Genomic DNA, 13,170 nt, shown 5'->3' with positions numbered 1-13,170 from the left:
TGCATCCCCATGATTGCACATTTGGAGGAAGCCACATGACACGCAAACACACGCCCAAGATTACCCTTCTGCACAGCCGCACCCGTGCGCTGGCCGCCTTAAGCCAGGCCACCCGTGACTGGCAGCAGAATTCCGACGTGTTTACCCGATTATGCCGGCGGTTGGCGACCACCATGTCTCTGGAAACCCAACTCGCTATCTTTGCCGAAGAACTTGGCGGGCTGGTGCACTTTGATCGCCTGTGTTATCAGCACCATTTTGGCCACCATGAATTTATCTACGCGACCGGCACTGGCGGCCCACACACCTGCAAATATCGACTGACGTTGGAAGGCGTCCATTACGGTGATCTGAGCATTCAGCGCCGCGTCCGCTTCGCGGACGAAGAGCTGGCGGCCATCGAACAACTGATCGGCGTGCTTATTTTTCCTGTCCGTAACGCCTGCCGCTACGGCGACATAGGCGTCACCGCCAGCACGGGTGTGGTGTCCCATGCCAGCCCGGCCGGCCCGTTGCGATAACCTGCGCGGGCGGGCCGAACCCCGGTGCGGGCCACCTCAACGCTTTTTCGGGCCTGACTTTTTGGCGGAGGGGGTGCGCTTGGGTTCCGGCCGCGTGCCGCTGACCTGCCAGCGCTTTCCCGCCGGTTTGCGGGCCGCGGTTCCCGGCTGCTTGTTGCGTTTCCGCTCCAATGCAGCCAGCTCTCCCGGCGTTTTGGCCGGCAGCGGTACAGGCGCGAGCCCCACCACCCCACTGAGCAGATCGTTTTCTTTTTGACCGAGTTCTTCCCAGCGCCCCACACTCAATCGGCTGGGCAGGAAAACCGGCCCGTAGCGCACCCGTTTGAGACGACTCACCCGGACGCCCTGGGACTCCCACAGCCGCCGTACCTCGCGGTTACGCCCACCCAGCAGGGTCACGTGAAACCAGCGGTTGATGCCTTCGCCGCCGGCCGCGCTGACATCCGAAAAACGGGCCATGCCGTCTTCCAGCAGCACCCCGTCCAGCAAACGCTGAATCATCGCCTCATCAACTTCACCGAACACCCGCACCGCGTATTCCCGGTCGATCTCATGGGACGGGTGCATCAGACGGTTGGCCAACTCGCCGTCGGTGGTGAACAACATCAGCCCGGTGGTGTTGATATCCAGCCGACCGATGGAAATCCAGCGCTGATCTTTCAACCGGGGCAACCGGTCGAACACGGTGGGCCGGCCTTCCGGATCACGCCGCGTGGTCACTTCACCTTCGGGCTTGTTGTAGACAATCACCCGGCGCACCACCGTGCCCGCCGCGCTCAGATCCAGCCGTTTGCCGTCCAGCTCAATGCGGTCGGTCACGATCACCTTGCAACCCGGTTCCGGCAGTTCTCCGTTTACGGTGATGCGGCCGGCAGCCATCCAGCTTTCAACCTCGCGACGGGACCCGACACCGGCGCGGGACAATACTTTCTGCAGGCGCTCGGGCACTTCCACACTCTCACGAGTGCGGTGCCCGGCCTGCCTGCTTTTAGGGCGATCTGTCGCCATGAATATGGTCCTTTCGTTACCCAATAAAGCCTGTCACTGCCCAGCGTCCTGCGCTGGGGTGGCGGGCAATTCCAATTCAACTTCCGTCTGCAACTTGCGCTCGATCTCCCGGCCGATATCGTCCAGATTGCGGATCTCAGACAGGGGCGGCAACTGATCCAGACTGCTCAGATTGAAATAATCCAGAAACTGACGGGTGGTCGCATACATCGCCGGCCGGCCCGGGACCTCCCGGTGCCCGACTACCCGCACCCATTCCCGCTCCAGCAAGGTGCGCACGATGTTACTGCTGACAGACACGCCTCTGATGTCTTCGATTTCCCCCCGGGTGATCGGCTGCCGATACGCAATCAGCGCCAGGGTTTCAAGCAGCGCGCGAGAGTACCTCGCCGGTCTCTCCTCGAACAGTCGGGAAACCCACAACGCCACTTCTTCGCGCACCTGCAAGCGATACCCGCTGGCGACTTGTTTCAGTTCAAACCCCCGGCCGGCGCACGAGGCTTCAAGGGACGCAAGGGCGCGCAGGGTTTTTTGGCGGGTGGGCCGCTCGTCATCAGTAAACAGGGCCCGCAGCTGATCAATGGACAGGGGCCGGCCTGCCGCCAGCAGCGCGCCCTCGAAAATAGTCTGTAAGTGCCGTACTTCCTCAAAGTTGTCGCTCATGCCCTACAACCGTAATGATTCCATGCCCGTCAGTTCTGACCTGGAACGGATGTGAATGGGCTCCAGCATCGCAGTCTGCACCACTTCGATCAACTGCTCTTTCACCAACTCCAGCAGCGCCAGAAATGTCACCACCACACCCAGCCGTCCTTCTTCGGGAGTAAACAGGCTCTCGAAGGTGAGGAAACCGCCATTGGCCAGGGCCGCCAGAATAGCGGACATCCGCTCACGGGTTGACAGTGTTTCCCGCTCAACCTGATGACTGGTGAACAGATCGGCGCGTCGCAGTACGCCCTGCAACGCCAGCAAAAGCTCGCCCATGTCAACGTCCGGAAGGACCTGCTGCGTGGGCATTGCCGGAAGCGCGGCCGAGCCGGTGAAAAAGTCCCGCTCGGCCTGTGGCAGGTCATCCAGATCTTCGGCCGCCTTTTTGAACCGCTCATACTGCTGCAGGCGCCGGATCAGCTCCGCCCGGGGATCCAGCTCTTCCTCATCGTCCACCTGTTGCCGCGGCAACAACATGCGGGATTTGATTTCGGCCAGGGTTGCGGCCATCACCAGATATTCCGCGGCCAGCTCAAAGCGCATGGCCTCCATGGTGGCGATATAATCCATGTACTGCCGGGTAATGTCGCTGACATCAACCTCGAGAATGTCCATGTTTTGCCTGCGGATCAAATACAGCAGCAGGTCCAGGGGGCCCTCGAAGGTGTCCAGAAACACCGCCAGCGCATCGGGCGGGATGTACAGATCCTTGGGAATATCCGTAAGGGCCTTACCCGACACCCGGGCCAGGGGCGAATCCAGCGGTGCCGCAGACGCCGCCACCTCCTCGACAATGGGGCCGGTGCTGTGATCGGTCATGTCTCACGGACTCGCATCAACGGTAATTCAGCCCCATGGCGGAGCGGACTTCGCTCAGGGTTTCCCGCGCCGCATCCCGGGCTTCTTCGCAGCCCTCATCAATGATGGAATGAACCAGGTCCGGGTTGTTTTCGTAATCTGCCGCCCTTTCCTGGATCGGCCGCAACTCTTCATTGATGGCTTCAATCAGCGGGCCTTTACAGTCGAGGCAGCCAATCCCCGCGGTGGTGCAGCCGGTGTGCACCCAGTCGAGGGTCGGTGCCTCGGAATACACCTTGTGCAACCCCCACACCGGACATTTTTCCGGTTCTCCCGGATCCGTCCGCCGCACTCGTTGGGGGTCGGTCGGCATCACCTTGATCTTGCGGGACACGGTGTCGGGCTGGTCCCGCAGGTTGATCACATTGCCATAGGTGCGGGACATTTTCTGCCCATCCAGCCCCGGCATCCGCGGCTGGTCCGCCAGATAGGGCTGGGGTTCGGGAAGGATGATCTTGCCTCCCCCCTCGATGTAACCGTAGAGCCGCTCCAGATCGCCCATGGAGATGTTCTGCTGTTCTTTCAGCAACGCACGGGCGGTGTCCAGCGCTTCCAAATCGCCGTCTTCCTGATATCTTTTCTTCAGGGAGCGGTACAGGCGGGCGTTCTTTTTCCCCATTTTGACAATGGCGATTTCCGCCTGCTCCTCGAAGCCGGGTTCCCTGCCGTAGAGATGATTGAACCTCCGCGCCAGGTCACGGGTAAACTCCACATGTGCCACCTGGTCGGCACCAATGGGGATTCGGCCGGCGCGGTACGCGAGGATATCCGCACTCTGCAGCATTGGATAACCAAGAAATCCGTACGTTGCGAGGTCCTGCTCCCGCAACTTTTCCTGATGGTCCTTGAAGCTGGGCACGCGTTCCAGCCACCCCAGGGGCGCAATCATGGACAACAGCAGGTGCAACTCGGCGTGCTCGGGTATCCGCGACTGGATAAACAGAGTGGACGACCCCGGGTTGACCCCCGCCGCCAGCCAGTCAATCACCATCTCCCAGGTGCTTTGTTCAATCCGGGAGGGATCCTCGTATTGCGTAGTCAGCGCATGCCAGTCTGCAACAAAATAAAAGCATTCGAATTCATGCTGGAGCTTGATCCAGTTTTTCAGCACACCGTGATAGTGGCCAAGGTGCAATTGCCCGGTAGGCCGCATTCCAGATAGTACTCGTTGCTGGGAATCTACAGAACCCAAAACATGAACTCCTTTTATATGGTTGGAAGCGCATTATAGACTGATGTTACCCAACACGTTAACGCAAAAACAAAAACCCCCGCCATCCGGCTTGCGCCGAACGCGGGGGTTGTCGTCAATTGAAAGACCTGGTCCGGCTTACCAGCCAGTTACTTCTTTCAACGCGTTACCGATTTCGGCCAGGCTGCGCACGGTCTTGACACCGGCGTCTTCCAGGGCGGCAAACTTGTCGTCTGCGGTTCCCTTACCACCTGCGATGATCGCACCAGCGTGCCCCATGCGCTTACCGGCCGGTGCCGTGACACCCGCGATGTAAGAGACCACCGGCTTGGTGACGTTGGTTTTGATGAACGCGGCCGCTTCTTCTTCGGCGCTGCCACCAATTTCACCGATCATGACAATGGCTTCAGTCTCTGGATCGTCTTGCAGCAGCTTCAGAATGTCAATGAAGCTGGAGCCCGGGATCGGATCGCCACCGATACCGACACAGGTGGACTGACCAAAACCAAAGTCAGTGGTCTGCTTGACCGCTTCGTAGGTCAGGGTCCCGGAACGGGAGACAATGCCCACTTTACCGCGCTTGTGGATGTGGCCGGGCATGATGCCGATCTTGCACTCGTCCGGGGTGATGATTCCGGGGCAGTTGGGGCCAATCATACGCACGCCTTTGCGATCAACGTACTCTTTGGCGTACAGCATATCGATGACCGGAATACCTTCGGTGATGCAGACAATCAGCTCAATGCCGGCATCGGCCGCTTCAATGATCGCATCCTTACAGAAGGGAGCGGGCACGTAGATGACCGTGGCGGTGGCACCCGTGGTTTCAACCGCTTCACGAACGGTATTGAACACCGGCAATCCCAGGTGCTCGGTACCGCCTTTTCCGGGGCTTACACCACCCACCATCTGGGTGCCGTATTCAATGGCCTGTTCAGAGTGAAACGTGCCTTGTGCGCCAGTAAACCCCTGGCAGATAACCTTTGTGTTTTTATCAATCAGGATGCTCATTACTTCCCTCCTGCGGCTTTAACGACTTGCTGGGCAGCATCCGTCAAACTGGTTGCAGCGATGATGTTCAGCTCGCTTTCTTCAAGAACCTTGGCCCCGAGGTCAGCGTTGTTACCTTCGAGACGGACCACAACAGGCACTTCCACGCCCACTTCCTTTACGGCACCGATGATGCCTTCGGCAATCATGTCGCACCGTACGATGCCGCCAAAAATGTTCACCAGAACGGCTTGCACGGCGTCGTCCGACAAGATGATCTTGAAGGCTTCGGTCACACGCTCTTTGGTGGCACCGCCACCAACGTCGAGGAAGTTGGCCGGTTCACCACCGTGCAACTTGACGATGTCCATGGTGCCCATGGCCAGCCCCGCACCGTTAACCATGCAACCGATGTTGCCGTCGAGCGCGACGTAGTTCAGCTCCCAGCGTGCGGCGTCGGCTTCACGCTTGTCTTCCTGGGAAGGGTCGTGCATTTCACGGATTTGCGGCTGGCGATAGAGGGCGTTGCCATCAACGGCGAGTTTGGCATCCAGACAGTGCAGGTTGCCTTCGTCCGTGATCACCAAGGGGTTAACTTCAATCAGATCAATGTCTTTGTCTACAAACAGTTGCGCCAGACCCAGAAAGATCTTGGTGAACTGCTTGATCTGATCACCCTGCAGTCCCAGCTTGAACGCCAGCTCCCGGGCCTGGTACGGCTGCGCACCCACCAGTGGATCAATTTCCGCTTTCAGGATTTTCTCGGGGGTTTCTTCAGCGACCGTCTCAATCTCGACTCCGCCTTCGGTGGACGCCATGAATACGATGCGACGACTGCTGCGATCAACCACGGCGCCCAGGTACAATTCCTGCGCGATATCCGTCAGTTCTTCAACCAGAATTTTGGCAACCGGCTGACCATTCTCATCGGTCTGGTAGGTGACCAGGTTTTGCCCCAGCCATTTCTCGGCAAAGTCACGAATTTCATCTTTGCTGCTGACCAGTTTGACCCCACCGGCCTTACCACGGCCACCTGCGTGCACCTGGGCTTTTACCACCCAACGATCACCACCGATCTCGACAGCGGCCGCGACGGCTTCCTGTGGAGTATCACAGGCGATACCTTTGGAAACTGGCAAGCCGTATTCAGCGAACAGCTGCTTGCCTTGATATTCATGCAAATTCATAGTCAATGTCCCGTTTTTTAATGGAGGATAACCATGGACGGAATGTAAGCCCGCTGAATGCGCGCCCTTCTCAGTGCATCGGTGATAGCCTCAACACTCGATACGCAAAGACGAAAGCCCACCCCAATCAAGGCAAAGGGGGGCGCCTTATTGGCGCCCCCCAGCTTTCATCGTTGCGGTACTACTTCTTTTTCCGGCGGTTAGCGACATGGATCGCACCGTCATTAACAGCCAGGGCCGCTTCATGCACCGACTCCGACAGAGTCGGGTGAGCGAAGCAGGTCAACGCCAGATCTTCGGCGGTTGAGCCGAATTCCATCGCGATAACCCCCTGGGCAACAATTTCGGACGCCTGTGGCCCAACCACATGAAACCCCAGCACCCGATCGGTCTTCTCATCAGCAATGATCTTGACCAGGCCGGAGGCCGCATTGGCGGCCATGGCCCGTCCATTGGCCGCAAACGGGAAGGTGCCTACCTTGAAGCTCTCGCCCGCGGCTTTCAGCTGCTCTTCGGTTTTACCCACCCAGGCCACTTCCGGTGCGGTGTAGATAACGTTGGGTATGCAGTCGTAATTAACCTGCGGCTTCTGGCCGGCAATCCGCTCGGCAACCATGACCCCCTCTTCGGACGCCTTGTGCGCCAGCATCGGGCCACGCACCACGTCGCCGATGGCCCAGACATTGGGGGCGTCCGTGCGGCAGTTTTCGTTGACGAAAATAAAGCCCCGCTCGTCCAGGTTCACACCCGAGTCGCCTGCCAGCAGGTTATCGGTGTTGGGGCGACGACCCACGGCGACGATCAGCTTGTCCACCATGAGTTCCTGTTCGCCCTTGGCGTCCTCATAGTTGACGTAGACCAGGTTGCGCTTCACGTTGGTGCCGGTGACCCGCGCCTGCAGCTGAATGTTCAAGCCCTGCTTTTTGAACTGCTTCAACGCATCCTTGGCCACTTGCTGGTCCACCGCCGGCAGGAAGGTATCCAGAGCTTCCAGAACGGTGACTTCCGCGCCCAGCCGGGCCCACACACTGCCCAGCTCCAGACCGATGACTCCGGCCCCGATCACCCCCACGCGCTTGGGTACTTCGGTGAACTCCAGCGCCCCTTCAGAATCGACGATGAAACCTTCCTGCAGCGGTGCCGGCGGGATTTCGATCGGCTTGGAACCGGTGGCGAGAATCACGTGGTCGGCTTCGTAGGTCGCCGTTTTACCGTCTGCATCGGTCACTTCAACCTGACGGTTGGCCAGCAACCGCCCGTGGCCGTAGATAGAGGTCACGCCGTTGGCTTTGAACAGCTGGGCGATACCGCCGGTCAACTGCTTAACAATGCCGTCTTTGCGAGCCATCATTTTTTCGACGTTGATGGCGAGCTTCTCGACCTCGATGCCCTGGTCGGCAAAGCTGTGGTTCGCTTCTTCGTACTTGTGCGAAATTTCCAGCAACGCCTTGGACGGGATACAGCCAACGTTCAGACAGGTTCCACCCAGAACCTGCTTACCGTCGGTCGTCCAGCTTTCAACACAGGCGGTCTTCAGACCCAGCTGTGCCGCTTTAATCGCCGCTACGTAGCCGCCTGGACCCGCACCAATGACGATAACGTCATACTTGTCAGACATGTCTTATCCTATTTCTGATTCGTTGTGTGACAGGCTCAGACGTCCAGCAGAATACGTGCCGGGTCTTCCACCAGTTCTTTAATGGCTACCAGGAACTGCACCGCTTCTTTACCATCGATCATGCGATGATCGTAGGACAGCGCCAGGTACATCATGGGCAGTATGACCACTTCACCGTTGACCGCCATCGGGCGCTCCTGAATCTTGTGCATACCCAGGATACCGGTCTGCGGCGGGTTCAGAATCGGAGTCGACATCAGCGATCCAAACACACCCCCGTTAGAGATGGTGAAGGTACCGCCGGTCATTTCCTCAATGCTGAGCTTGCCTTCCCGGGCTTTGGTGCCGTATTCGACGATTTTCTTCTCGACGTCGGCCAGCCCCATGGCGTCGGTGTCGCGCAGAACCGGAACCACCAGACCACGATCACTCGATACCGCAACGCCAATGTCCTGGTAACCATGGTAGACCATGTCGGTACCGTCAATGGACGCGTTAACCATCGGGTAGCGCTTCAGGGCTTCGGTAGCCGCTTTGACGAACAGAGACATAAACCCGAGCTTGACGCCGTGGCGCTTTTCGAAAGCGTCTTTGTACTGCTTGCGCAGATCCATCAGTGGCTTCATGTTGACTTCGTTGAAGGTGGTCAACATTGCCGCATTTTGCTGGGCACTCACCAGACGCTTGGCGATGCTGGCGCGCAAACGGGTCATCGGGACACGTTTCTCGACCCGCTCGCCGGCGGCCACACTCACTTCGGGCGCAGCAGCGCTTTTCGCAGCCGCTGGCTGCGACGTTTTGGCCGCGTCGATATGACGCTGTACGTCTTCCTTGGAAACCCGCCCGTCTTTGCCGGTGCCTTTGACGGCCGCCGGGTCAACGTTGTGCTCGTTTGCCAGCTTACGGGCTGCCGGGCTCAGAATGGCGTCACCGCTGGAGCCGGACGCGGACTCGTCCTGGTCGGCGGCGTCTTCCGCAGGGGCAGCTTCTGCAGACGTTTCAGCCGGGGCTGAAGCCGCAGCCCCCGCCTTGAACCGGCCAATGACTTCGCCGCTGACAATGGTGTCGCCTTCGTTTTTGATGATTTCTTCAATCACACCATCCGCAGGGGCCACCACTTCGATTACAACCTTATCGGTTTCGATATCGACAATCAGCTCGTCACGGGTGCAGGCCTCTCCGGGCTGTTTGTGCCAGGTTGCGACCTCGCCCTCTGCAACCGACTCAGGGAAAACGGGGGCTTTTATTTCAGTTGACATCTCAAGTCCTTAGTTCGGTAGCTCGTCAGATTTCAAACGCGTCGTTAATCAGTTTTTTCTGCTCTTCAATGTGGACCGAAATATAGCCACTCGCAGGCGCTGCTGACGGCGCGCGACCCGCGTACTGAAGATACAACTTGGGGTTGAGGTTATGCACGGCGTTGCGCATATGATGCTGGCTGCTATACCAAGCGCCCTGGTTCATCGGCTCTTCCTGACACCAAACCACCGTTTTCACCTTGGTATACGGCTTCAGCAATTCATCCAGATCGTCCCCGGGGAACGGATAAAGCTGTTCGATGCGCACGATGGCAACGTCGTCACGCTCGTCGGCTTTCTTCTTCTCCAGCAGGTCATAATAGACCTTGCCGCTGCACAGAATCACCTTGCTGACCTTTTTGGGATCGGAAGGCTCTTTTTCCGGCAGAATCGTCTGGAAGGTGCCTTCGCTGAGATCCTCCAGACTGGAGACCGCCTCTTTGTGGCGCAACAGGCTCTTCGGCGTAATGGCGATAAGAGGCTTGCGCAGCGGGCGCTTGACCTGACGCCGCAACATGTGGAACACCTGCGCCGGGGTCGTCGGCACGCACACCTGAATGTTCTGCTCCGCGCACAGCTGGAGGAAGCGTTCCAGGCGCGCAGAGCTGTGCTCCGGCCCCTGCCCTTCGTAGCCGTGCGGCAGCAGCAGCGTCAATCCGCACAGCCGGCCCCACTTGTGCTCACCACTGGTCAGGAACTGATCAATGACCACCTGGGCACCGTTTGCGAAATCACCAAACTGCGCTTCCCAGATGATCAGCGCGTCGGGCGTGGTGGTGGCGTAGCCATACTCGAACGCCATCACCGCTTCTTCAGACAACAAGGAATCGTAAATCTGGAAACCGCCCTGCTTTTCGGACAGTTCCTGCAGTGCAATGTGGGTCGAGCCGTCTTTCTGGTTGTGCAGCACCGCATGACGGTGCGAGAAAGTACCCCGCCCTACGTCCTGCCCGGTCAACCGGACCGGATGACCTTCATCCAGCAGGGACGCGTACGCCATCACCTCCGCGTAACCCCAGTTAATCGGCATGGCACCGGCGGTCATTTTCTTGCGATCGTCAATAATCTTGGACACCTGGCGCTGCACGGCAAAACCTTCCGGCACATCCGCCAGTTGTTTGCCCAGCCGCTGGATCGTTTTGAGCGGCACGCTGGACTTGCACTTGGCGGTCCATTCATGCCCCAGATACGGGTGCCAGTTCACATACAATTCGGTATTTGGCTTGGCCACCAGCGACTTGACCACGTGCTCGCCTTTGTCGAGCGCATCCCGGTACTCCAGTTCCATGGCCTTGCTTTCGTCCTGACCGATAATACCGGCCGCCAACAACTGCTCCGCGTAGAGTTCACGGGTGGTCTTGTGCTGACGGATTTTGTGGTACATGAGCGGCTGGGTAGCGGAAGGCTCATCCGCCTCGTTATGACCGCGGCGGCGATAACAGACCAGATCGATGACCACATCGCCCTTGAACTCGTTGCGGTAATCCATCGCCATCTGGGAGGCGAACAGCACTGCCTCAGGGTCATCGGCGTTGACGTGCAGAATGGGGGCCTGCACCATTTTAGCGATGTCGGTACAGTACTCGGTCGAGCGGGCATCTTCCTGACGGCTGGTGGTAAAGCCCACCTGGTTGTTGATCACGATGTGAATCGTGCCACCAACGCCATAGCCCCGGGTCTGGGACATCTGGAAGGTTTCCATGACCACGCCCTGGCCGGCAAACGCGGCGTCACCGTGCATCACGATGGGCAACACGTCCGAGCCGTCGGTGTCGTTGCGGCGGGTCTGCCGGGCTCTGACCGAACCCTTGACCACCGGGGACACAATCTCGAGATGGGAGGGGTTGAAGGCCAGTGCCAGATGCACTTCATGGCCACCGGCCATGACATTCGACGAGAAGCCCTGGTGGTACTTGACGTCTCCGGAACCGAAGTCGTTGAGGCGGCGGCCTTCAAATTCGTCGAACAGTTCCTTGGGGTTTTTACCCAAGGTGTTGACCAACACGTTGAGCCGGCCACGGTGGGCCATTCCCAGAACAATTTCTTTGGCGCCGTAGCTGCCGGCGCGCTGGATCAGTTCATCCAGAGCCACAATCAGGCTTTCACCGCCTTCCAGGCCGAACCGCTTTACTCCGGGGTAACGGGACCCGAGGTATTTTTCCAGACCTTCCGCTGCGGTCAGACGCTCAAGAATGTGTTTGCGGGTTTCAGGCTCGTATTCAGGCCGGGAACGAATCGGCTCCATGCGCTGCTGGAACCACCGCTTGATGCGGGTGTCCACAATGTGCATGTATTCGGCACCAATACTTTCACAGTAGGTGGCCGTCAAACCGTCATAGATGTCGCCGAGCTTCATGGTCTCGGGGCCCAGACTCAGTGAACCGACCTGAAATTCCAGGTCACGGTCCGCTTCTGACAGTTCGTGAAATTCGAGTTGTAGATCTTCTACCGGGGGACGGACTGTTACGCCGAGGGGATCCAGTTTCGCTTGCTGATGACCACGAAACCGGAAAGCGTTAATGAGTTGAAGCACACGGATCTGTTTTTTGTCAGCGGATGATGCCACGGTGGCAGGGACACCGCCGTTGCCTATGAATCGCTGATTGCGGGAGATGTGCTCGAACTGTTCACGGATTGCGGAATGATTGACGTCTCGGGCGTGCTTGCCTTCGACACTGGGCAGCTTGTCGAAATAGCTGCGCCACTCTTCCGGAACGGCATTAGGGTCTGTCAGGTAGGTTTCAAAAAGCTGTTCAACATAGGACAGGTTCCCGCCCTGTAGATGGGAAGACTGCCGTAACTGCTCCATTATGCTTTCATGCATTTTGAATAGCTCACCTTGGCTGGTGCGAGGGAGCTAACTATGGTCGGCCAAGGGTATTACGCGGTCAATACGGGTTTCCACGTGATCGACCACAGCCACCACAGATAGCGCGGAAGTTTTCCGGTCCCTAGTGGTTCTTTGAGTACTGAGAAAAGCCGCAACAAGGGCTGGGCCCTGGTTGCGGCTGACGTAGTGTGCAATTACCTGCAACCAAAGACCATACGCCTTTGGTTGAACCCAGTTTGCTGCCTGTCAGGTAGCCCGACTCAACAGCAGATTACGGATGTGTCCGATCGCCTTGGTGGGGTTGAGCCCTTTCGGGCACACACTCACGCAATTCATGATCCCGCGGCAACGGAACACACTGAACGGGTCGTCCAGATTATCCAGTCGCTCGGCCTGCGCCGAATCCCGGGTATCTGCCAGGAACCGGTAGGCCTGCAGCAGACCCGCCGGACCGATGAACTTGTCGGGATTCCACCAGAAGGACGGACAAGAAGTGGAGCAGCACGCACAAAGAATACACTCGTACAGGCCGTCCAGCTTCTCCCGGTCCTCCGGGCTCTGCAACCGCTCGATAGCAGGCGCGGGCTGATCATTGATCAGATACGGCTGAACCTTTTCATACTGCTTGTAGAACAGATCCATATCGACCACCAGATCCCGGATCACCGGCAGGCCCGGCAGCGGGCGCAACACCAGTTTGTCGCGCTTGACCACCTGAGACACCGGCGTGATGCAGGCCAGGCCGTTCTTGCCGTTCATGTTCATACCGTCGGAGCCGCACACACCCTCACGACAGGAGCGTCGATAGGCAACCGTAGGATCTTTTTCTTTCAGCAGCGCCAGGACGTCCAGGACCATCAGGTCGCGACCCTGGGGCAACTCCACCTCAACGTCCTGCATATAAGGCGCGCTGTCGGTTTCCGGGTTATATCGATAAATGCTTACCAGCATGCTTGCACT

The 13,170-nt window shown here is 58.4% G+C and carries 11 protein-coding genes; 1 reads left to right on the top strand and 10 read right to left on the bottom strand.

Going from position 1 to position 13,170, the window contains the following annotated elements:
* Nucleotides 1-35: 35 nt before the first annotated feature.
* Nucleotides 36-521 carry a hypothetical protein gene (locus BG841_RS13810; RefSeq protein WP_070058180.1) on the top strand — a complete coding sequence of 162 codons (486 nt, stop codon included), beginning with the start codon at nt 36-38 and terminating at the stop codon, nt 519-521.
* Between the two features lie 36 nt (nt 522-557).
* On the opposite strand, the gene rluB is transcribed toward BG841_RS13810, so the two are convergent.
* The 10 genes from rluB to BG841_RS13760 form a co-directional block, all read right to left on the bottom strand.
* Nucleotides 558-1,529 carry a 23S rRNA pseudouridine(2605) synthase RluB gene (gene rluB / locus BG841_RS13805; RefSeq protein WP_070058179.1) on the bottom strand — a complete coding sequence of 324 codons (972 nt, stop codon included), beginning with the start codon at nt 1,527-1,529 and terminating at the stop codon, nt 558-560.
* Nucleotides 1,530-1,562: 33 nt separating this feature from the next.
* Complete coding sequence (gene scpB, locus BG841_RS13800) at nt 1,563-2,192, bottom strand: SMC-Scp complex subunit ScpB (RefSeq protein ID WP_070058178.1); 630 nt, start codon at nt 2,190-2,192, stop codon at nt 1,563-1,565.
* Nucleotides 2,193-2,195: 3 nt separating this feature from the next.
* Nucleotides 2,196-3,056, bottom strand: coding sequence for a segregation and condensation protein A (locus BG841_RS13795; RefSeq protein WP_070058177.1), 861 nt, complete (start codon nt 3,054-3,056; stop codon nt 2,196-2,198).
* 16 nt (nt 3,057-3,072) lie between these two features.
* A complete protein-coding gene (locus BG841_RS13790; protein WP_074454361.1) occupies nt 3,073-4,287 on the bottom strand; it encodes a tryptophan--tRNA ligase in 1,215 nt (404 codons plus the stop codon).
* A gap of 138 nt (nt 4,288-4,425) precedes the next feature.
* Nucleotides 4,426-5,298 (bottom strand): succinate--CoA ligase subunit alpha, encoded by an 873-nt coding sequence (gene sucD / locus BG841_RS13785; protein ID WP_070058175.1) that lies wholly within the window; start codon nt 5,296-5,298, stop codon nt 4,426-4,428.
* On the bottom strand, nt 5,298-6,464 hold the full coding sequence (gene sucC, locus BG841_RS13780) for an ADP-forming succinate--CoA ligase subunit beta (RefSeq protein ID WP_070058174.1): 1,167 nt from the start codon (nt 6,462-6,464) through the stop codon (nt 5,298-5,300). The genes sucD and sucC overlap by 1 nt, the downstream gene beginning before the upstream one ends.
* Nucleotides 6,465-6,645: 181 nt before the next feature.
* Nucleotides 6,646-8,082: a dihydrolipoyl dehydrogenase gene (lpdA, locus tag BG841_RS13775; RefSeq protein ID WP_070058173.1), complete on the bottom strand. Its 1,437-nt coding sequence runs from the start codon at nt 8,080-8,082 to the stop codon at nt 6,646-6,648.
* 35 nt (nt 8,083-8,117) lie between these two features.
* Nucleotides 8,118-9,341 carry a 2-oxoglutarate dehydrogenase complex dihydrolipoyllysine-residue succinyltransferase gene (gene odhB / locus BG841_RS13770; RefSeq protein ID WP_070058172.1) on the bottom strand — a complete coding sequence of 408 codons (1,224 nt, stop codon included), beginning with the start codon at nt 9,339-9,341 and terminating at the stop codon, nt 8,118-8,120.
* A gap of 25 nt (nt 9,342-9,366) precedes the next feature.
* Nucleotides 9,367-12,204, bottom strand: a complete 2,838-nt coding sequence (locus tag BG841_RS13765) for a 2-oxoglutarate dehydrogenase E1 component (protein ID WP_070058171.1) — start codon at nt 12,202-12,204, stop codon at nt 9,367-9,369.
* A gap of 252 nt (nt 12,205-12,456) precedes the next feature.
* The gene (locus BG841_RS13760) at nt 12,457-13,161 is read right to left on the bottom strand and encodes a succinate dehydrogenase iron-sulfur subunit (RefSeq protein ID WP_070058170.1); all 705 of its coding nucleotides are present in this window, start codon (nt 13,159-13,161) and stop codon (nt 12,457-12,459) included.
* Nucleotides 13,162-13,170: the final 9 nt, after the last annotated feature.

The sequence above is a fragment of the Marinobacter sp. X15-166B genome (assembly GCF_001752365.1).
Taxonomy (GTDB): Bacteria; Pseudomonadota; Gammaproteobacteria; order Pseudomonadales; family Oleiphilaceae; genus Marinobacter.
This window is presented reverse-complemented; position numbering and strand designations above follow the sequence as displayed.

Excerpts from the sequence above, each read along its gene's own strand:
- BG841_RS13810 (WP_070058180.1), top strand. The coding sequence starts at position 36 with ATGACACGCAAACACACGCCCAAGATTACCCTTCTGCACAGCCGCACC.
- sucC (WP_070058174.1), bottom strand. The coding sequence starts at position 6,464 with ATGAATTTGCATGAATATCAAGGCAAGCAGCTGTTCGCTGAATACGGC.
- BG841_RS13795 (WP_070058177.1), bottom strand. The coding sequence starts at position 3,056 with ATGACCGATCACAGCACCGGCCCCATTGTCGAGGAGGTGGCGGCGTCT.
- BG841_RS13765 (WP_070058171.1), bottom strand. The coding sequence starts at position 12,204 with ATGCATGAAAGCATAATGGAGCAGTTACGGCAGTCTTCCCATCTACAG.
- sucD (WP_070058175.1), bottom strand. The coding sequence starts at position 5,298 with ATGAGCATCCTGATTGATAAAAACACAAAGGTTATCTGCCAGGGGTTT.
- rluB (WP_070058179.1), bottom strand. The coding sequence starts at position 1,529 with ATGGCGACAGATCGCCCTAAAAGCAGGCAGGCCGGGCACCGCACTCGT.
- odhB (WP_070058172.1), bottom strand. The coding sequence starts at position 9,341 with ATGTCAACTGAAATAAAAGCCCCCGTTTTCCCTGAGTCGGTTGCAGAG.
- lpdA (WP_070058173.1), bottom strand. The coding sequence starts at position 8,082 with ATGTCTGACAAGTATGACGTTATCGTCATTGGTGCGGGTCCAGGCGGC.
- BG841_RS13760 (WP_070058170.1), bottom strand. The coding sequence starts at position 13,161 with ATGCTGGTAAGCATTTATCGATATAACCCGGAAACCGACAGCGCGCCT.
- scpB (WP_070058178.1), bottom strand. The coding sequence starts at position 2,192 with ATGAGCGACAACTTTGAGGAAGTACGGCACTTACAGACTATTTTCGAG.